This is a genomic window from Nostoc sp. FACHB-110, from assembly GCF_014697425.1.
Taxonomy (GTDB): domain Bacteria; phylum Cyanobacteriota; class Cyanobacteriia; order Cyanobacteriales; family Nostocaceae; genus Nostoc_B.
Window position 1 is genome coordinate 81471 of record NZ_JACJRU010000028.1, and the last position, 21383, is coordinate 102853.

Here is a 21383-nt window from a genome sequence, read left to right on the forward strand (position 1 = left end):
AAAATCCAGTTCTAGCTAAGGTAACTCAAAGTGACTTCCCGCGCTGATGAAATTCAAAAACTGATCGCAGACATTGATAACTTACTAACTAATGGTAAGCGACTGCCCAAGCTGCTGTCTGGCCCAGTGCCAGAAGCTAGAGAAGTTTTAGAAAGAGTTCGCAATTTACTCCTGAAGTTAAGAGAAACTGAGGAGTCACAGAGTCCTATTCCTCAGCCGACTGGACAAATCCCAACATCTCCTTTATTGGCGAAATACGCAGAACAGGTTAATAATCAGTCTGCTGCGCCCCAAAACCCAGCCAAACAGATAGACAATGAGGGTATTGGCAACCAACTCAAAAGTGAACTAGCGATCCTCATCCAGCCACTACAGGCAGAATTAACCGCATTATTGCAAGAACGCTCAACCCTGATGCAGGAAATTAGGCAGTTGGAGCAGAAGCGACTGCAAAATTACTCCATAAGTCAGCAGTTGGCCAATCAAGAACAGATTATTGGTGAATTTCTGCAAGTTTTAATGAGTCGTCTTGTCCCCACTGTCACCCCACATATTCAAGAAATTACGCCTGGTGTTGCTGCTAGCAGTACAGTTCATTACAGTAGCCCAGAAATCACATCTGCTGCCACACCACCTTTATTAGAATCATCACAGGTAGAACGTTTAAATCAGTTTACGAGAGAATTAGATCAGCGTTTGCTGTCTCTTGATGGCACGGTGAATTTTGTCTTTGAGGCACTACAACGCAATATTAATACTTATCACGAATCCTTGTCTCAAGCACTGGCAAAAATGCACAGTACGGGATTGCAAGGTGAACAGTTGATGGTGAGCTTGCTGAACAATTTGACCCAGCATTTACAACAACAAACGGCTAGTATTCAGTCTGATGTTGCTGGAGTCAAAGAAACAGGACGGCGATCGCCATTCCCAACCAAAGATGATCCTGCTACTCTAGAATCGACCAAACCAGTAAATAAAACTGCTGAGGTAGTTAAACCATCAATAGAAACGCCACAGTCAGAAGTAGAATTTGCACCTGTAGTTAATTCAGCAGAGGAATTAGCGACAACTGACCTTGATGCAGTACTATTCGAGCTAACTGGTAATCTCCCCCAACAAAGTAATATTGCTGCTACCCCAATTGAATTAGAATTTGCAGATTTGGGTTTAGGTGTTGGCGACTGGGAAAATGTAGAGCATTCACCATCTCCATCATTGTTACAAAACAGTGAATCGTTAGTTGCTAGTAACTTAAATGAGTCTCTACCCCCACCTTTAGAATTCCTGCAAAATTCAGAATTAACTGATGAGGTAGATCAACTTTACGCCAGTTTATTCAGCATCACTCCTGTGGCAGAACCGAATGCTGATGTTACCCCCAAAGAACCAACACAAGATTTTCCCTCTTTCAATTTCAGTGATAGTTCTTCTGCTCTCCATTTTGTAGAAGAACAACCAGAAACTTCACCCCCAATTGATAGCACTGATGACCTCCACTCCACTCCGCAAGATAGTCAGCTATTAACACCAGCCAACCCAGAAGAATTATCAACTAACGAACCCATACCTCAAGTAGATACTGGAGGATTACCAGATTCTATTTTCACTCAATCTGATGCAGGTTTATTAGAAATCGGCAACCTTCAGCCACAGCAAACATCTAGTAATTCTGCCCAGTTTTCAGATTTATCGTCAGATTTTCAACAAGAATTGTTTTTTGAGGAAGAGTCTGTAGAACCAGCCACTACCTTGAGTTATTCTCGTTATCAGACAAACGATATCTCAGTACAACCATCTCATGATGATACAATTGCTTCCCTCAGTGAGCTTTTTGCACAGGTAAGTAGTGAAGAGCAATTATGGCCTGGTTTGTCTCCCTCAGAAGTATTAACTACGACTGATGACTCAAGCAAAATTGTGACTGAAGTACCAGAGTCTGCCAAGGATACTTATATCCCCGCTTTGCCTCAAGAAAATTTGCTCTCGTCGGAAATAATTCAGTCAGCCGATGTGCCAAATATTTCTTTAAATGAAGAACAGTTGCAGCAATTAAATCAAGATTTAGCCAATTTTGATGAGTTGCTCAACTATCAGCCACCACTTGACCCTGATTTATACAATTTAGAAGATAGCCAAGAACCGCAAAATTTAACTGTTCCGCATCCTCAAACAATTGACCACGCGCCCAATGTAGCTTTTTCTCGTCCAGCAATACCACCAGTTGCACCAATATCATCACCACAAACTGATGTTGATTTAAACTTTAGCCCCACTAACGAAAAAAAAAAGGAAGTTACAAACACTGGCTCTGGTTCAGAAAATTTAGTAGAAGTTCCAGTCGATGTGCATAATTCCGTTTGGTATTTGGGAATTGATTTAGGCACAACTGGGATTTCTGCGGCTTTATTAAATCGTTCCAATTTAGTTGTCTATCCCATATATTGGTCAGCCGAAAATATTCCGGGAGTGACTTCTTTTCAACAGTCATTTCGCTTACCTGCGGAAGTTTATTTACCCACGACTTCTGCAAATTCGCCGCAAAAAAGTAGTCAATGTTCGGCACAGTTAAAACCCTATTTACAGGTAGCCATTCCCTACAAAAGTGAACAAAAAAAATGGGAACCTGTGCTGCAATTTAATGAACTGTCAGCAGGGCCATTAATTTGGGTAGTGCGATCGCTCTCTAAGCTACTTTTAACGATAAAATCAGATCGGCATAGCACAACTCAAGGTTTAGTTGCTACCGCAGTGGGAATTGAGCGAGCAACTTTCCACACAATTATTAATAAAATTGCTGGTGTAATTTGTACTTCCCCCTCTAGCTGGTCAGAACAATATCGCTTTAACGTCCGGGAAGCTTTATTAACAAGCAAAATTATCCAACATCCCCAGCAAGTATTTTTTATCGAAGAAGCGATCGCCAGTTTAATTAGTTTATTCGATAAAACTCACGGCAACATCATTCAAGTGAGCGATCGCGACGGTTTGCAACCAGTTAAAACCACCGAACCTCTATTAGGCAACACTTTGGTCATGAATATTGGCGCAACTGCCACAGAGATGTCCTTAGTGGATATCCCCGAAAATCTGTTGCACTTGGCACATCATGACTTTATGCTGCATAGTTTTGCCTACGCCAGTAAAGGTATTGAACAAGATATTATTTGCCAATTATTAATTCCGCCTAAATACCGACAAACACGTACAAAAAACCCAGAAGATAGTTCAAATAATCCTAGTAACCCTTGGCATTGGCAACCTGCTTTTCCGGAAGTTAACAAAATGCAGTGGCAAAGTTTAGGCTTAGAAAATTTGGACTTACCCAGAGCCGGAGAACCAGATTTAGGTGTGCGAATTCGTTTGCAGCAGCACCTGGAAAGTTCTCTCTTAGGACAAGCTCTTTTAGAAGCAGCCCTAGCCTTGAAGTTAATTTTGCAACATCAAGATACTTTTACTCTAGCTTTGGCAGACCAACAATGGATACTGCAACGGCGAGACTTAGAAAGCCAAGTATTCATTCCCTTTGTGCGCCGACTCAACCGCGAACTCAACAAATTACTAGTGGCGCGGGGTATTCCCACAGAAGCAATTAATCAAGCAGTCCTTACTGGTGGAGTTGCATCATTAGGAGTTGTCCACCATTGGCTACGACAAAAACTCCCCAACGCCAAAATTATTCAAGACGCATATCTCGGTGACAATGGCGCACCCAATTGCAGCCGAGTAGCATTCGGCTTGGCAATGTTACCCCTGCATTCCCAAATTTTAGAAGAACCAAGGCAGCAGTACACTGATTATTTCTTGTTTACCGAATTACTGCGACTTTTACCAGAGCGTACCTTATCATTTCACGAAGTGCTACAGTTATTCGAGGAACGAGGAATTAATACCAGTATTTGCCAGCAAAGGTTATTAGCCTTCTTAGAAGGTGAATTACCACCTGGCTTAATACCTTCACCACCTGAGTCTACATGGTTAACACAACATTCCCATGACAATATAGATTACCAGGCGATCGCATCTACACCCCTCTTTGAAAAGCAAGGCAATCTTACCTACCGCCCCAACTCCCAACAATTATTGGTGTTACGCCATTATTTAGAAGCCATCAAAGCCAGTACCCAACAATCATTAGAAGAACCATACATAGTTAACTTCGCTCAAGTCCAAACCTCCACGATGTAATTCTTTGCGCCTCTGGTTACTGAGCGAAGCCGAAGTCTGCGCCTTTGCGTGAGGACAAAAAAATCCCCTGGCTAAAACAGCCAAGGGATTAATTCACATTTAAAACTAAAGATTAACGCGCATTAGCTAAAAGCAACTCTCGTGTATCTGACTTGCGAATTCTCACTTGACCATCATCATCTACATCAACAATAGCCGTATCACCATTGCCAATTTCACCAGATAACAACGCTTCAGCCAGAGAATCTTCTAACAAGCGCATAATTGCTCGGCGTAAAGGTCTTGCACCATAGCTGGGGTTATAACCTTCCCGTACCACCAAATCTTTAAATGCTTCAGTGACTTGCAAAATGATACCTTTTTCCGTCAAGCGATTAGCTACCTCACGCAGCATAATCTCAGAAATTTCCTTGACTTCATCTCTGGTAAGTTGAGTGAAGACGATAATTTCATCAACCCGGTTGAGGAATTCAGGACGGAAGTAAGCTTTTAGTTCTTCGTTAACTAAATTGCGGATGCGGTGATAACTAGCTTCAGCTTGATTATCAAATTCAAAACCTAAACTACCACCACCTTTTTCAATTACCTTAGAACCAATGTTAGAAGTCAAAATAATCAAGGTATTCTTGAAATCAACTCTGCGACCTTTAGCATCAGTCAGCTGACCATCATCTAAGATTTGCAGCAGCATATTGAACACATCTGGGTGCGCTTTTTCAATTTCGTCAAATAGCAACACAGTGTATGGTTTGCGGCGCACTGCTTCTGTGAGTTGTCCGCCTTCGTCGTAGCCGACATAACCAGGAGGCGAACCAATCAACTTAGATACAGTATGGCTTTCCATGAATTCAGACATATCTAACCGAATCATGGATTCTTCTGAACCAAAGAAGTAAGCTGCTAATGCTTTAGCTAATTCTGTTTTACCAACTCCTGTGGGGCCAGAGAAGATAAAGCTAGCAATTGGACGGTTGGGATTTTTTAACCCAACTCTGGCGCGACGAATAGCGCGGGATACAGAAGTAACCGCTTGTTCTTGACCAATTAAACGTTGATGCAGCGTATCTTCTAAGTGCAACAGCAACTCTGACTCAGATTCCGTCAGTTTGTTAACTGGTACACCAGTCCAAGAAGCGACGATTTGAGCAATGTCTTCTTCGTCAACCACTGGAGTAGCAATACTTTGCTCTTGGTTAATTTGCGCTTCCAGTTCTAGTTCTTTGTCGCGCAGTTCACCTGCTTTGTCAAAGTCTTGAAGTCTGACGGCTTCATGTTTAGCTTTAGTCACGCTAACTAATTCACGCTTGAGTTCTTTATTCGCAGAACTTTGAGAATTCCGCAGACGGACGCGAGAACCAGCTTCGTCAATTAAGTCTATGGCTTTATCTGGTAAAAAGCGATCGCTAATATAACGATCTGATAATTGAGCCGCCGCTAACACAGCCGCATCCGAAATTTCTACTTTGTGATGCTGTTCATAAGCACCACGCAAGCCATAGAGAATTTGAATAGTTTCTTCAACTGACGGTTCACCCACCAAAATTGGTTGGAAACGTCTTTCTAAAGCCGCATCACGTTCGATGTGCTTGCGGTACTCATCCAGAGTTGTTGCACCAATGCACTGAAGTTCACCCCGTGCTAAGGCTGGTTTGAGGATATTGGCTGCATCTAAGCCGCCTTCTGTACCGCCAGCACCCACAAGAGTATGAATTTCATCAATTACCAGGACGATATTACCGACTGAGCGGATTTCGTCCATGATTTTTTTCAGGCGTTCTTCAAAATCACCCCGGAAGCGTGTTCCAGCAACTAACAAGCCCATATCTAAGCTGATGACTTGTTTATTTAACAACAGTTCTGGAACATCTTGGTTAACAATACGTTGTGCTAGACCTTCTGCGATCGCAGTTTTCCCAACTCCTGGTTCGCCAATCAACACAGGATTATTTTTTGTCCGGCGACCCAGAATTTGAATAGCACGCTCAATTTCTTTTTCCCGACCAACTACAGGGTCTAACTTACCTTCTTGCGCTAACTTGCTGAGATTTCTGCCGAATTCTTCTAAAGTAAGTGCTTGTTGGTTGCGCCGTGGACTATTACCAGCTACCGCACCTACATTAGCATCTTCACCTAAACGACGTAAAACAGCAGTCCGAATCAGTCTGAGGTCAACACCTAAATTTTGCAACACTTTCGCGGCGACACCTTCGCCAGCTTCAGTCAATCCCAAAAGTAAGTGTTCAGTGTTGATGTAGTTATGTCCTAAACTATGAGCTTCTTTAAACGATTGCTCGAAGAGGTTTTTTACTTTAGGAGTAAAAGGAATTTCTGGTGGTACAAAACCAGAACCTCTACCAATAATTTTTTCGACTTCCCGACGTGCTTCTTTGAGGGTAACGCCCAACTCACTCAGCACTTTGGCAGCAACTCCCGTTCCTTCTCCGATTAAACCCAGGAGAATTTGTTCAGTTCCTACGAAGTTGTGTCCCAGGCGACGTGCTTCCTCCTGAGCTAGCATAATTACCTTAATGGCTTCGGAAGTGAAGTGTTCAAACATAGCGGGTTCTTGCTCCCTTGCTGCTTGGACTTGGGGGTGAGTAAATGTTCACCCTCAATAAAACTTTTTTGTATTTTCTTAAAGACAATGTATCTATATTTAATAGTGACTGACAGTGGTGAGAGCCGTAAGAGTTAAGGTGGGTTTGCCCTCATCTTTTATTATCAGGCCGTGAGAAGATTCCCAACTCTAGACTCAGAATGAATTAATAATCCGACTAAAGGTATAAACTATGGCAGAACAGCACGGAAGTAAAGAACAACAACATCCGCTTTACAACCGCGATTTTCCCCTTATTAATATTTTACTCGCTCAAGAGCCAACAGACCATAACTTGGCAGAACTCGCTCGTTTGCGTATTCGCTATCAAGGCTTCCCAGGAGCGCGAGACATCAAACAAGCCTTAGATCAGGTTATGCAAAAATGGGGTTTAACAGAAGCCGAACTGTTTGCCAAAACCCAGCAAATTCATGACGTAGGTGGAATTTACAAAAGTCGTGGCAAAAAAGAAGAGCAGGACTGGAACTAGTTTTATAGGACTAATAAGCTGTTAAGCATCTAAGAAAGCCAATTAAGATCGCAGGGGGCAGGGGGCAGGGGAGAGGGTTTGCAGCTTTGATTACCATAAACAGTGCAATTTAAATGAAGATTAGCTTATTTGATTTCTGAAATGTACGTAGGATGTGTTAGCGACAGCGTAACGTATCTACCGCAAAGTTTTCGGTACGTTACGGCTTACGCCTAACACACCCTACACATACTGAGATTTTTTCAGAAATCAAATCGGATTCTTATAGATAGTCTGTTTATTTACGCCGACCTGTAGTATTTTTTCATAAATGATTAATCATTGCTTTAATTTTGTATTTCTTCTACTGGCGTAAAAAATACTGTCGGCGCATCTGGTTTTAAAGCTACTAATTTACCTTCTTTAGTTAATTTTAGTTTGTGTCCGTGCCACTCAATTGTTCCCCCAACAAAGCCACAACACCACATCATAAAGTGCAATAAATCCCACAACGGCATCAGCCAAAAATATTTTTTGGTCACTATGTCCTGAAGTAAAATTGCCCCAACTACCCAACCCATAGCTAACCGCATTGTCCAAACTATGGCTAGGTTAATCCAAGCTAGTGTTGAACCTTGTGTAACTATTAAAAATAATAAGCTAGTAACTGTACCGTAGGTAAAAATTAGCCCTAGATAACCCCAAGGGCGAGAAACTCTAATACCCCGCGCCCAGCGAATCTGGCGTTGTAAAGAATTGACAATAGTGCTGTCGCCTAATACATGTTCAACTACATAATTAGATAAGATAACTTTGTAGCCTGCTTTAACTGGGAAATTACCTAGTTGAAAATCATCTGCTAAATAATCGGCGATCGCTTCAAATCCACCAATTTTTTCTAATACTAATTTACGAATGACAATTGTGGAACCAAAGGCAAATTTAATCCCTTCTATTTGATTACTAACTAGCACGCCTGGATGAAAATCTGTGGCTGTCCAAATTGCTTCTAAGGTTGTTACCCATCCTTGAACTAAGGAACGATATAAACAAGTGACAACTCCCACAGTCTCATCTTGCAATGGTTGAATAACTGTTGATAAATAATCTGATTTAACACGAATGTCACTATCAGCAATGACTAAAATTTCGTGTTTAGCTTGAGTGAAGGCGTTGGCTAAATTGCTGACTTTAAGATTTGCTCCAATGAGGCGATCGCTCACTACTAGATTAATATCTAAGTTGGGAAATTCTTGAATAATTGTTTCCACAATTTTGATAATGGGATCTTGGCGATCGCGTACAGCAAAAATGATCTGAAAATGGGGGTAATCTTGCTGGCAAAATGAAACAAGATTTTCGTAAGCATCGCTATCTAGCCCACACAATGGCTTTAAAATAGTTACAGGTGGATGAAACTCAAGATTATGTATTTGGGGCTGGCGTAAAAAAGCGATCGCGGCATAAATTCCATAACAGTAGAATACAACAGCTGACAAGCACAAGCACCACAGCAGCACGAGCATATTTATCCTCAGTTGAAGCAAGCATGGTTCTCCATCCCAAAAACAATCTGCCTCTGCCAATTTCATTCAGCCTGGCTAGTAGCTGTACTGTTTTTAGGAGACTAATTAAGTATTTTTGTCAAGTTAATTTGCTAAACCAGAGCCGTAAAAAATATAACTTTTTATACTAATAATATATAAGGCTTTTTTGTTTTATCTCTATAAGAATTTAGATTTTTTTTATGAAAAAACTATGACTTTGAGATGTCGAAGTTATGACTTTGGTAAGATAAGTGTCTGACTTGAGGGAGTGGGGAATAAATTTATTATTAAATATTTCAGCTATCTCTAGGAAAGAAAACTTAATTAGTTGTTAAAAAATTGTTATGAATCTGATTTACTTTCTGCTACGTTCTTCCTGGAAGATGGTGGCAATTGCAATTGTCACGGGATTTTTAAGTGGCGGTAGTAGTGCGGGACTAATCGCGTTAATTAGTAGTGCGGGTACTGACATCACTCACCCAGCTTTAGCAAACATAGCTTGGGGTTTTTTAGGCTTAGTAATTGTTGCTTTAATTACTAGCATTATTTCGCAAATAATGTTGATTCGCCTGTCTCAAGATGCAGTTTTGCAATTACGAATGCGCTTGAGTCGGCAAATTCTTACTTCTGAACTCAGCCATTTAGAACAGCTAGGTAATCCCAAACTACTAGCAATTTTAACAGAAGATGTACAAGCAGTGGCGAATGCTGTGTATGTCATTCCTTTTCTTTGTATTGATTTGGCGATTGTTTTGGGGTGTTTGGGATATATTACCTGGTTATCTTGGCAGGTATTACTAATTCTTTGTGGTTTAATTGTAGTTGGAGTCGGTAGTTGTCAATGGCTGATTGAGCGAGGTGGAAAATTACTCGCCCTAGCCCGTGATGACCAAGATTTATTATTTAGAGATTTTCAAACCCTGACTCAGGGCGTTAAAGAACTCAAACTTAATTATCAACGCCGTCAGGACTTCTTAGAAACCAATTTGCAATCAACGGCAATCAAATTTCGGCGGCACAATGTGAGTGGTTTAAATTTTTTTGCTGCTACAACTAGTTGGGGAAGACTGCTATTTTTCTTTGCCATTGGCTTTTTACTATTTGCCCTGCCCAAATTAATCACTATTAATCCTCAAACTCTCTCTGGCTATGTTCTTACCTTTACTTATTTGATGTTGCCTATGGATAACATCATTAATAATTTACCACAAATGAGTAAAGCCAATGTTGCCTTACAAAAAATCGAATCTTTGGGTTTATCTTTGGCTAGTCGTGCGGAAGTTGCGACTATACCACAGCCATTAAAAATGGTCTGGCATACCTTAGAGTTTCACGGGATAACTCATAGTTATTACAGAGAACAAGAAGAACAAGGCTTCATTCTTGGCCCCATCCATTTGACACTTTATCCGCAAGAATTAGTATTCATTGTGGGCGGCAATGGTAGCGGCAAATCTACCTTAGCAAAATTAATGACCGGGCTATATATTCCTGAAAATGGAGAAATTGTTTTTGATGGCGAATTAATTACCGACCAAAATCGAGAATGGTATCGCCAACATTTTGCGGTAGTCTTTTCGGATTTTTACTTATTTGATGAACTTTTAGGATTAAGTAGTAGCAATTTAGATAATTTAGCCCAAAAATATTTAAAGCAACTCCAGTTAGACCGCAAAGTTAAAATTCACAATGGTAAACTTTCCACTACTGCCCTTTCTCAAGGGCAACGTAAGCGACTAGCTTTATTAACAGCCTATTTAGAAGACCGACCAATTTATTTATTTGATGAGTGGGCGGCTGATCAAGACCCCTATTTTAAGGAGTTATTTTATACCCAATTATTACCACAATTGCGCTATCAAGGTAAAACAGTGTTAGTAATTAGCCATGACGATCGCTATTTTCATCTAGCAGACCGCATCATTAAACTAGACTACGGCAAAATTGAGGGTATTAAAGATGGCAGAAGCTAAAAATGTTCTAGGCACAGATTTGCAACTTTGCTGTACTTCACCAATGACTGGATTTTACCGTGATGGTTTTTGTAGTACAGGTGGTCAAGATGTGGGAATGCATGTTGTCTGCGCCCAAGTCACAGCCGAATTTTTGGAGTTTACTAAATCTCAAGGTAACGACCTAAGTACAGCAATACCACAATATAATTTTCCTGGGTTACGGCCTGGCGATCGCTGGTGTTTGTGTGCGGCGCGTTGGCAAGAAGCTCTAGAAGCAGGTGTAGCACCGCCTGTAGTGTTAGAATCTACTCATGCCAGAGCTTTAGAAGTCTGTTCGTTGACAGATTTAAAAAAATATGCTCTCACTGTGTCCTAAAGCTGCCAATTTTTGATAGTTAGTCAACTCAAAATTATTGGCAATCAATAGTTTACGTACTTTGTGGCTCAACAGGGCGGCGAGTTCTGTTGTACCTGATGCAGGCGGGCCATTAAGTGCTTCTCCCGCCTGCACTTGGGCGGGATGGCAATAAATTTCTATCAAGTTTGAGCCAATTTGTGGTATGAGTCCCAGCAAGTATTTTTCTGTGACATTGCCAGTTTGCAACAACCCGTAGACTTTATCACTAAAATTAATACCGTGAGATGTAAGCAAAGTTTCCCCATAACGGCGTAGTTGGGCAAACACACCTGACCAAATTAATTTAGTTAGTAAGGCTTGACGGTTGAGTTTGAGAGTTTTCCCCAGTTCTTCTGAGGGTAGCCGGATGAAACGGATACCAAACTCTGGTGCTAATTCCACTAAAATTTGCAACACCACCGGATGAACATGCAGGTGTAAATGTCCATCTACATGAGAAAGGGGCAACCCAGAAGCTTGAAACTTGCTTAACTGGGCGCGAATTTCTTGCCGCAGTTCTGCCCGGGCGGCACTTTGAAATTGATAACGCAACCCAGCTAAAACTGAACTGTTGGGGAAGTTACCTTGTGCGTCAACTAAATGAGGAATTTGTTCTGGCGGTAAGACAGAATGACCACAAACCAAAACTAAATGTAAGCCAACGGCTAAGTCGGGGTGTTGTTGGGCGAGTGCGATCGCTTCTTCGGCAGCCTCACCAGTTACCATTAAGCTGGTGCTGGTGAGTATGCCTTGTTTATGCGCCTTAATAATTGCTTGATTTACACCGCGAGAAAAGCCAAAGTCATCACCGTTAATAATGGCGAAACGACGAGGTGAGTGGAGGTTTTCTGGAGGGTTCATGAAGGGTGGAGTTGAAACGCAAAGTATCGCTGAGGTAAACGCAGAGGTACGCGGAGTTTTTCTAGCCCCTCTAGTCTGTTAACTAGACTGGGCATGGGCAATTGCTTGCGTCCGGCGTTCTTTGAGGTAGGCGAAGAACTCCCCACCCTCACGCAAGCGACGTACTAGCATTTGACGGTCAGTCAGCATTTCCCGGACAATGGGGATGATAGCTTTGGGGCGGAAGTAGAATTTGCGATACATTTGTTCAACTGCATCTTCAATTTCGGCACTGGAAAGGGTGGGATATTGTAGTGTGGAGGTTTGAATACCAGAGTTTGCGACTAAAGATTGGTTGGTAAACCAGTTGTTGGCTTTGGCTTGTTCATAAAGTTCTGTGCCTGGGTAAGGTGCGGCGATAGAAACTTGAATTGTGTGGGGGCTAAGTTCGCAAGCAAAGCGGATAGTTTCTTCTACGGTTGCTTGGGTTTCAATTGGTAGCCCAATAATAAATGTACCGTGGACGGTAATTCCCAATTTGTGGCAGTTTTTCATGAATTCCCGCGCCACTTCTAATTTGATGCCTTTTTTAATGCGGTTGAGAATTTCTTGATTACCTGATTCAAAACCAACTAAGAGTAAGCGTAAACCATTGTCGCGCAGTTGTTTGAGGGTATCGTAATCTAGGTTAGCGCGGGCGTTGCAACTCCAAGTTAACTTGAGGCGTTTCATGTGTTCGCTAATGGCGATCGCCCGATGTTTATCGATGGTAAATGTGTCATCATCAAACATATACTCGCGCACTTTGTCGCCAAAAATTGCTTTAGCTTCGGCCATTTCTCGTCCCACAACTTCCGGGCTTTTGTGGCGATAAAGATGACCACCAATAGTTTGTGGCCACAGACAAAAAGTACATTTAGCCGGACAGCCGCGCCCTGTGTAAAAAGAAATATATGGATGTTGTAAATAACCGATGAAATATTTCGTAATATCTAAGTCACGGGCATAAACTGGTAGAACGCTGGGCATTGCATCCCAGTCATGAATTAACTCACGCTCTGCATTATGATGAATTTTACCGAAGCGATCGCGGTAACTCAATCCTTTAATATCTGACCAAGGTTTACCTTCGGCTAATTCTTTACAGGTATAGTCAAATTCATTGCGACATACAAAGTCAATAATTGGATGATCCCGTAAAGTCTCCTCTGGTAAAACTGCCACATGAGCGCCGACAAAACCAATTTCCACACCTGGATTTTTGGCTTTAATTGCTTCCGCACACTTGACATCGTTAGCTAATGATGGCGTGCTTGTGTGCATCACAATTAACTCGTAATCTTGAGCTATGTCCAGCACATCATCCACAGTTTGCCCGTGTGGTGGCGCATCTACCAACTTGCTACCAGGAACCAGTGCTGCTGGTTGCGCCAACCATGTTGGATACCAAAATGATGTAATTTCCCGCTTGGCTTGGTAGCGAGAACCTGCACCGCCATCAAACCCATCAAAAGAAGGAGGACTAAGAAATAAGGTTTTCTTCACCGATATCTCTCCTTAATATCTAAGTCAGATAGTTACCTAATCTCAGTGTTTAATTTACAGCAGTATATTTTTGATGATGATTTATTAACTATAAATTTAGACTCATCGGCAATGCTGCTGTAATTGATTTGGTCTACTTAATTTTGGGTTTTGCTGAAGTACAGACGTGATAACTTCACATCTGTACTTTTAGTTAATTGCTTTTTTAGATTTACGATGTAGTTAAAAATTTGGAATAACAACCAAAATACACCACTATCTAAAATCAGCCCTATTAAACTTGAACTTATTTAATCAATAGTACCTATCAAAGTAAAGTTATTTAACTGGCTTTGACATTCACTGCATTCAATTGCTCAAGTAGGGCAATAACATCGCTACGGCTGAGTTTTTCTTTACCATTAGCTAGAGCATCAATCGTACCATGTGCTAATGCTAAGGGGATTTGGCAAAAGTTTAAAGCAGGTCCATCTGGTAAAGCTTGAGTATAAGCATCTGCCAAAGCTAAATTACGCAGCGCATACTCTTGCATTTTTTTCGTTGTCCAACCTTCCGGGAAGAAGTCTACACCACGTCCTCTGTCTTCAACATGGTTACGCAAGATGTTGACAGCCTGCAAGCCACGGCCAAAACCAATTGCTAAAGTTCGGTTGGTTTGTGTGCCATCGTACCAAGTCCATAAATCAGATAGTAACAAACCAACTGCACCTGCAACGCCAAAAGTATAGCGATCTAAATCGGCTTCATTATTAATCTTCCAATTTTTTTCTGCCCAATACGCCATCCTATCAGCCATTGCGGCAGTTGCATCCCAAATCCGTGGTGCAATAGTCTCCGGGGCTAACAAAGACCATTCTCTCACTCTCAAAGTTACTTCTGCTAAGATGTGTTCATGGTCGCTAAACCCTGCGGAAAAAGCATCCACCGCAAAGCCATCTACGCCACTCTGCAATGTGAGGCTAATCGTATTTAACAGTTTTGCCTTTGTAGAGTTATCCAGTTCTGGATGATCTTCAATCTCATCAATGGCACGCATACACAGGTATGCTGATGCGACGGCTTCTTGCAATCCTGACGGTAAAATACTGATTGGTATATAAAAAGTTCGACTAGTTTCTTTGAGGATTTGCAAGGCATCACCACGTAAATCCATGTTTTCCACTCCCCTCTGTTGTTTTTACACCACTTGAAGTTGATTTTCTGATGATCCGGGATGTATTTTTTACACAATCTCACTAAAAAGCTTTAGATGCACTAGTATTTCATTTAAAGATTAATAGTCTTTGTATCATAGCTAACGAAAAATTTAAACTTATCAAAGTCATGTCTAGTATATAGGACTTTGGTTGCTGAAATTTGTTCTGTGTGATTTTATGCAGCCTCTTAGCATAATTTTTTGCAACAAACATAAATAATTATGCTAAAATTCTGCGCTTTTTTTGTCCGAGTTGTTCAGTAGGTAGCGACAACTTTATCCGAGTGTAGGTTCCCTTCGCCACCCCCCACTATCAAATACAAAACAAAATTTCTACATTATAAAAATATTCTGAATAAATCAACAAAAGATGCCTAACAATGCATCAGTCAGCAGCTAACTAAGTCACAGCCACGCTATGACGCACTACGTCAGGCTAATATATAGGAATCCGGTTTGATTTCTGAATATAGTGGTGTAGTTAGAGAGTAGGGAATAGGAAAGAAGATTAATCCGGGTGGAGTGATTTTTTTCATAGATCAAATATAAGTCCTATATATGAGACTCCATTATCTCAAGTAAGAGGAAAAAACATTTTACCTATCTTAAACTTAAATAAAATATAGGACTCGTATTTGATTGCTGAACAAAACTCAATATAGTTTCTATTTCCTGTTCCCTACCTTCATAAGTAAGTTCAGAAATTAAATCGGATTGCTATAGTTAAGTTGATTTTTATTTCCTACTTGTAGACAAAAGCTTGCTTGTTGCCAAATAATATCTCAACAAATCTTTATCTGCTTCAATACAAAAGGAAGAAAGAAAAAGAAATGATCTATTCTTGGTTTTCCTTTTCTTTCTTATCCTTAGTTTGTCTTCAAACCTATGCAGAATGTAAAGTTATTTTACACTCTACTAACTCTCACCTTTATATCATCATAAACCTCGGCTCTGAAAACTTGTATCTGTAACATGATAGAGATACAAAATCTACTCTAATGGGGATGCGATCGCCACTAGGGCAGCAGCAGGATCTATTTTGGGTTTTCAGTTAATTGGCGAAATTATTTTCGGCACAAATTGTGTCATCTTTTTAATATAACAGTAACTTTGAAGTAATTGAAAGATGTAGCAGTAGAAGAAACACCAGCCTCAGCCGATGAAAAATGGTTAGGAGATCGCATGATTACAAACATTCTAGTGGCAAAATATTTAATAATTCTTAGACATCCTCTCACTAGTTATCTTTAATTGCATCGACCTAATTCATAAATTAAAACACTCATCATGCCGCAATACTTTGGAAAATTACCCACCACCAACCAACCTTGGACAACAATTGGTGCAGTGCAATCTATCAATCAAAATGAAAGCACTATTGATTTGTCTTCAGAAAATTCGCATTTAATTATTAGTATTCTGGCAGCAAATTTAATTCGTGTACGTTTTTCACCTACCACAGAATTTTTACCCCGTCGCCCTTGGGCGGTAACTGTGGATGATGCAGAGTGGGAAAAAGTACCTTTTGCAGTCCAAGAAACTGACACAACTGTAGAAATTAAAACCGAGCAAATCCGTCTGTGCGTCCAAAAGCACAATTTTCATCTTACTTGCTTTGACAAAGCGGAGCGACCTTTTGCCCAAGATGCAGATATCGGTATTGGTTGGCGTTTAGGTGCAGTTGCAGGTTGGAAACAAATTGCAGCGAACGAACATTTTTATGGCTTTGGTGAACGCACAGGTTTTTTGGATAAACTCAGCCAAGTCAAAACTAACTGGACAATTGATGCCCTAGATTATGATGCTCTCAGTGATGAGATGTACCAAGCAATTCCATTTTTTATGGCCTTGCGTCCAGAGGTAGGCTACGGCATATTTTTTAACACCACATTTTGGAGTCAATTCGATATCGGTGCAGAACACCCTGGTGTGTGGAAAATGGAAACTCGCGGCGGTGAGTTGGATTATTACATGATTTATGGCCCCCAACCTGCTCAAATTCTGCGTACCTACACTCAATTAACCGGAAGAATGCCTCTACCACCAAAATGGGCATTAGGCTATCACCAATGTCGCTGGAGTTATGAGTCAGAAATTGTGGTGCGTGAATTAGCCCAAGAATTTCGTCAACGGCGCATTCCCTGTGATGTAATTCACCTGGATATTGATTATATGCGCGGTTATCGCGTGTTTACTTGGAGTCCCCAACGTTTTTCTGACCCCAAAAAGTTAATTGGTGATTTGGCACAAGCTGGCTTTAAAACGGTGACAATTATCGATCCTGGCGTGAAGTACGAACCGGAGGCAAATTATCATGTTTTTGACCAAGGTCTAGAAAACGATTATTTTGTGCGACAAGCTGACGGGACGCTGTTTCACGGTTATGTGTGGCCGGAAAAAGCCGTGTTTCCCGATTTTTTGCGCCCTGATGTGCAAAATTGGTGGGGAGATTTACAAAAAAGCTTGACTGATATTGGCGTGGCTGGTATTTGGAACGATATGAACGAACCCGCCATTGATAATCGTCCTTTTGGGGATGCTGGGGAGAAGATTTGGTTTCCTTTGGATGCGCCGCAAGGAGATGCAGGGGGGGAGACGGCATCATCTACGACTCATCGGGAGGTGCATAATTTATATGGGTTGATGATGGCGCAGGCTTGTTATCAGGGGTTGGAACGACATCGAAAAGAGCGCTCATTTGTATTAACGCGTTCTGGTTACGCTGGTGTGCAACGATGGTCTTCAGTGTGGATGGGTGATAATCAGTCATTGTGGGAACATTTGGAAATATCTTTACCGATGCTGTGTAATATGGGGCTTTCGGGTGTGGGGTTTGTCGGTTGTGATATCGGCGGCTTTGCCGGGAATGCCACAGCAGAATTATTTGCTCGGTGGATGCAGGTAGGAATGCTGTATCCATTGATGCGCGGACATTCGGCTATGTCTACAGCCCGTCATGAACCTTGGGTATTTGGCGATCGCACTGAAAATATCTGTAGAGAATATATTAATCTGCGTTACCAGCTTTTACCATACATTTACACTTTATTTTGGGAAGCGGCAACCACAGGCGCACCGATTTTAAGACCGTTACTCTATCATTTCCCCAACGATAGCCAAACTTATACACTTTATGATCAGGTATTATTAGGGCCGTCACTCATGGCTGCACCAGTTTATCGTCCTGGTGTAGAATATCGAGCCGTCTACTTACCCGCAGGTACTTGGTTTGACTGGTGGAGTGGCGAATCGTATCAAGGGCCAACTCAGATTCTCGCTCATGCACCATTAGAAAAAATGCCACTTTATGTGCGTAGTGGTGCGGTAATTCCCATGCAGCCAGTGATGCAATATCTAGACGAATTCCCATTAACAGAAATGCGATTTCGGGTCTGGCCTGGTAACGGTGAATACATTTTTTATGAAGATGATGGGCATACATTTACATACATCCAGCAAAATTATTCTTTAAGAAAAATTAGTGTATTCACAAACACTGACCAGACAATCATAGAAATTGGTGAGCGTGAAGGTAAATGGACACCCCCTCAACGGGAAATTACTGTCGAACTTGTGGGCGTTGGCGAACAACATTTCTCTGATGTTGGTCAAAAAGTCAGCCTGAGATTTACCCATACTTAATTATAGGACTGACGCATCAAGACGAAAAATCAAGGGTTTTGGCGAGGGTTCAGGGGTATAGGGGTGTACTGATGCAAAATCCTTACACCCCATACCCTTTCACCCATTAACCCAATCTGCACAGATAATCTTTGTGCGTAAGTCCTAAAAATATGAGTCCTAGATAAATTTTGGTCATCGGAATTTTTTTGACTAAAATTTTATTAGTCATAAATCTACATATTGATAGAGGTAAAACTCAACCATAGATAGTAGTATTCCAAAAAACTAATAAAAAATCTAAACCTGTAATAAACACTAAAACGTAACAACGTTAGTCTAGTTATTGATGCGGTTAGAAAAACTCAATGAGCAACAGCAACCGCTTGCAAATGCAAGATAACCAGAATTCAATAGTGACAAAAATTGCAGGTGCGATCGCTATGATAGTTGGTGGTTGTGTACTGCTTGGGTGGTTGCTCGACATTGAATTCCTCAAGCGTGGTAGCTACGCCAATTTAGTATCCATGAAAGCCAATGCAGCCGTGTGTTTTGTGCTAGCGGGAATTTCATTGTGGCTATCACAAACGTGCAGCAACAACCAGCCAGATACTGAATTAGCCACAGCCGAAGACAATTTGATTGCTTCTCGAGTGGCGCGAGTAAGTATTGCCGGACTAATACTCATTAGTTCGCTGACGCTGATGCAATACTTGTGTGGTTGGAACTTGGGCATTGACGAGCTACTATTTCGAGATGCGCCAAATGCTGTATTAACACCTTATACAGGCAGAATGGGGTTAAATACAGCATTTAACTTTGTGCTGTTGGGTAGTGCTTTAGCAATTCTCAACTATCCCCAAAGCGATCGCAGCTATTGGTATAGTCAAATAACCACTTTAATAGTCGCTGTCATTTCCTTACAAGCATTAATTGGCTATGCCTACAATGTCCAAATTCTCTACAGTATTTGGCCGACAACCACATCGATGGCACTGCACACAGCCATATTATTTATAGTGCTGTGCGTGGGAATTTTGTGGGCGCGTACCGACAAAGGATTAATGCAGGTAGTCACGAGTGAAACCTATGGAGGTTTACTAGCACGTCGGTTATTGATCGCAGCGATCGCAGTACCCTTATTGTTAGGATGGTTAATTATTCAAGGTCAGCAAGCCGGCAACTACGACACAGCCTTTGCTATATCGATTTTTGCCATTACTCTGATAGTCGTTTTTGCTTTTTTGGTCTGGCGATGTGCAGTCATTGTTGAGCGTCTTTGTTACAACAATGAACGCACTCAAAAAACTCTGCGCGCTTACGAAGAAAAACTCAAAAGTTTTGTAGATTCTAACGTGATTGGCATTTTGTTTGCTGATATTTACGGCAACATTTACCAAGCAAATGATGAATATCTGGAAATGGTTGGTTACACCAGAGAAGAGTTGCTAGCGGGAAAGTTAAAGTGGAACCAAATCACACCCCCAGAGTATCTACATTTAGATGAGCAAGGAATTGTCGAAGCGACAGCTAATCCTAAAGGTGCTTGTACGCCTTATAGAAAAGAATATGTCCGCAAAGATGGCAGTCGTATTCCTGTGTTAGTCGGTTTTGTGGTGCTAGGAGAAAAACGTCAAGAAACCGTAGCCTTTATTCTTAATTTAAGCGATCGTGAACAAGCTCAATTAGAACAGCAAAAAGCCCAAGAAAAAATCTTACAACTGAATCGAGACTTACAAAGGCGGGTTGTGGAATTGCAAACTCTCTTGGATGTGATTCCTATAGGAATTGGCATAGCAGAAGATCCTGAATGTCGCACGATTAAAATTAACCCTTGTTTTGCCAACCAACTAGGTATTTCGCCAGGTATGAATGCTTCTTTGAGCGCACCTGCTGATGAAATACCCACAACATTTAAAATCTACCGTGATGGTCGAGAATTATCCCTAGAAGAATTGCCGATGCAGTACGCCACAGCGCACGGTGTAGAAATTATCGATTCCGAACTTGATATTGTGCGTGACAATGGCCAAGTCATCAACTTATTACAATACGTTGCACCGTTATTTGATGAAGAAGGCAAAACTAGAGGTTGCATTGGTGCATTCTTAGATATTACTAGCCGCAAGCAAGCCGAAGAATTACAACAAAATCAACAAAAATGGCTAGAAGATGTATTAAATTTAATGCCCAGACCGTTATTATTTATTGAACCTGGTACAGCAAGGGTAACATTTGCTAATCGTGCAGCCAACGAATTAGCTGGCGGTGAATTTCCTCAAGGTATCTCAGCCGAAGCATATCACACAGTTTACAACTACACAGATGCCACAGGTCAGCAAATTCCTAACGAGCAAATGCCAGGGGTGAGAGTTGCCCGTGGCGAACGTTTAAATGGTGTAGAAATAGACTGGCATACTAGTCAAGGCATTTATTCTTTATTAATATTTGCTGATACCTTGCCAGCAATGCATGAGTATCCCGCTACCTGTGTGATGGTATTTCAAGATGTTACTAAACTCAAGCAAGTAGAAACAGCCTTGTCGATAGGTAATAACAGGCTACAGTTACTATTTAATACAGCTAGTGCTTTACTATCTAGCCAGCAACCTGTGGCCCTAGTAGAAACTTTATTTTGTAAACTAGCCGAGCAAATAGGTTTAGATATTTATTTTAACTATCTAGTAGAAGATAACTCTCAGGTGATGCGTTTAGCTTCCTATAGTGGCTTTAGCGCAGACATCGCCAAAGAATTTGAGTTGTTAAATTTTGGTCAAGCCGTGTGCGGTACAGCAGTACAATCTCGCCAACCAATTTATTTAGAAAACGTCCAACAATCAACTGATCCTAAAACAGCATTAATTCGGTCTTTGGGGGTGAATGCTTATTATAGTTATCCACTGATTGCTCAGGGACAAATCTTAGAGGATGTTTGGAAAGTCTAAAAAAGCTCCAGTAACGCTATTGTGTCAGTAGATAAAAATGCGACAGGGTTACTAGAGCAATGTCTACATCATACCCAACAGACCT

General features: G+C 41.3%; 11 protein-coding genes. 6 read left to right on the plus strand and 5 right to left on the minus strand.

What is annotated here, in order from left to right:
* The first annotated feature begins 30 nt into the window (after positions 1-30).
* Positions 31-4188, plus strand: a complete 4158-nt coding sequence (locus H6G69_RS22500) for a hypothetical protein (protein WP_190691350.1) — start codon at positions 31-33, stop codon at positions 4186-4188.
* A gap of 112 nt (positions 4189-4300) precedes the next feature.
* On the opposite strand, the gene H6G69_RS22505 is transcribed toward H6G69_RS22500, so the two are convergent.
* Positions 4301-6745: an ATP-dependent Clp protease ATP-binding subunit gene (locus H6G69_RS22505; RefSeq protein ID WP_190691351.1), complete on the minus strand. Its 2445-nt coding sequence runs from the start codon at positions 6743-6745 to the stop codon at positions 4301-4303.
* Positions 6746-6977: 232 nt separating this feature from the next.
* Between H6G69_RS22505 and H6G69_RS22510 the strand changes: the two genes are divergently transcribed.
* Complete coding sequence (locus H6G69_RS22510) at positions 6978-7274, plus strand: DUF3288 family protein (RefSeq protein WP_190691352.1); 297 nt, start codon at positions 6978-6980, stop codon at positions 7272-7274.
* A 326-nt stretch (positions 7275-7600) separates the two neighbouring features.
* Here H6G69_RS22510 and hpnI read toward each other — a convergent pair whose 3' ends face one another.
* The gene (gene hpnI / locus H6G69_RS22515; protein WP_242072146.1) at positions 7601-8845 is read right to left on the minus strand and encodes a bacteriohopanetetrol glucosamine biosynthesis glycosyltransferase HpnI; all 1245 of its coding nucleotides are present in this window, start codon (positions 8843-8845) and stop codon (positions 7601-7603) included.
* Between the two features lie 299 nt (positions 8846-9144).
* On the opposite strand from hpnI, the gene H6G69_RS22520 reads away from it, so the two are divergent.
* Positions 9145-10773: a cyclic peptide export ABC transporter gene (locus H6G69_RS22520; RefSeq protein WP_190691354.1), complete on the plus strand. Its 1629-nt coding sequence runs from the start codon at positions 9145-9147 to the stop codon at positions 10771-10773.
* Positions 10760-11131 carry a DUF2237 family protein gene (locus H6G69_RS22525; protein WP_190691355.1) on the plus strand — a complete coding sequence of 124 codons (372 nt, stop codon included), beginning with the start codon at positions 10760-10762 and terminating at the stop codon, positions 11129-11131. The genes H6G69_RS22520 and H6G69_RS22525 overlap by 14 nt, the downstream gene beginning before the upstream one ends.
* Here the strand turns inward: H6G69_RS22525 and hpnK are convergent.
* From hpnK to H6G69_RS22540, 3 genes are all read right to left on the minus strand, one after another.
* Positions 11102-12013: a hopanoid biosynthesis-associated protein HpnK gene (gene hpnK, locus H6G69_RS22530; RefSeq protein WP_190691356.1), complete on the minus strand. Its 912-nt coding sequence runs from the start codon at positions 12011-12013 to the stop codon at positions 11102-11104. The genes H6G69_RS22525 and hpnK overlap by 30 nt on opposite strands.
* Before the next feature lie 78 nt (positions 12014-12091).
* The gene (gene hpnJ / locus H6G69_RS22535) at positions 12092-13537 is read right to left on the minus strand and encodes a hopanoid biosynthesis associated radical SAM protein HpnJ (protein ID WP_190691357.1); all 1446 of its coding nucleotides are present in this window, start codon (positions 13535-13537) and stop codon (positions 12092-12094) included.
* Positions 13538-13859: 322 nt separating this feature from the next.
* Entirely contained in the window at positions 13860-14690 is an 831-nt protein-coding gene (locus H6G69_RS22540) for a squalene/phytoene synthase family protein (protein ID WP_190691358.1), read from the minus strand.
* A gap of 1329 nt (positions 14691-16019) precedes the next feature.
* Here H6G69_RS22540 and H6G69_RS22545 point away from each other — a divergent pair.
* Both H6G69_RS22545 and H6G69_RS22550 read left to right on the plus strand, forming a co-directional pair.
* Positions 16020-18374, plus strand: a complete 2355-nt coding sequence (locus H6G69_RS22545; protein WP_190691359.1) for a glycoside hydrolase family 31 protein — start codon at positions 16020-16022, stop codon at positions 18372-18374.
* A gap of 347 nt (positions 18375-18721) precedes the next feature.
* The gene (locus H6G69_RS22550) at positions 18722-21298 is read left to right on the plus strand and encodes a PAS domain S-box protein (RefSeq protein WP_190691360.1); all 2577 of its coding nucleotides are present in this window, start codon (positions 18722-18724) and stop codon (positions 21296-21298) included.
* The last annotated feature ends 85 nt before the right edge of the window (positions 21299-21383 follow it).

What these genes read in the sequence shown, in the direction of transcription:
- H6G69_RS22505 (WP_190691351.1), bottom strand. Translation starts at nt 6,745, where the DNA reads ATGTTTGAACACTTCACTTCCGAAGCCATTAAGGTAATTATGCTAGCT.
- H6G69_RS22510 (WP_190691352.1), top strand. Translation starts at nt 6,978, where the DNA reads ATGGCAGAACAGCACGGAAGTAAAGAACAACAACATCCGCTTTACAAC.
- hpnI (WP_242072146.1), bottom strand. Translation starts at nt 8,845, where the DNA reads ATGAAATTGGCAGAGGCAGATTGTTTTTGGGATGGAGAACCATGCTTG.
- H6G69_RS22520 (WP_190691354.1), top strand. Translation starts at nt 9,145, where the DNA reads ATGAATCTGATTTACTTTCTGCTACGTTCTTCCTGGAAGATGGTGGCA.
- H6G69_RS22525 (WP_190691355.1), top strand. Translation starts at nt 10,760, where the DNA reads ATGGCAGAAGCTAAAAATGTTCTAGGCACAGATTTGCAACTTTGCTGT.
- hpnK (WP_190691356.1), bottom strand. Translation starts at nt 12,013, where the DNA reads ATGAACCCTCCAGAAAACCTCCACTCACCTCGTCGTTTCGCCATTATT.
- H6G69_RS22540 (WP_190691358.1), bottom strand. Translation starts at nt 14,690, where the DNA reads ATGGATTTACGTGGTGATGCCTTGCAAATCCTCAAAGAAACTAGTCGA.
- H6G69_RS22545 (WP_190691359.1), top strand. Translation starts at nt 16,020, where the DNA reads ATGCCGCAATACTTTGGAAAATTACCCACCACCAACCAACCTTGGACA.
- H6G69_RS22550 (WP_190691360.1), top strand. Translation starts at nt 18,722, where the DNA reads ATGAGCAACAGCAACCGCTTGCAAATGCAAGATAACCAGAATTCAATA.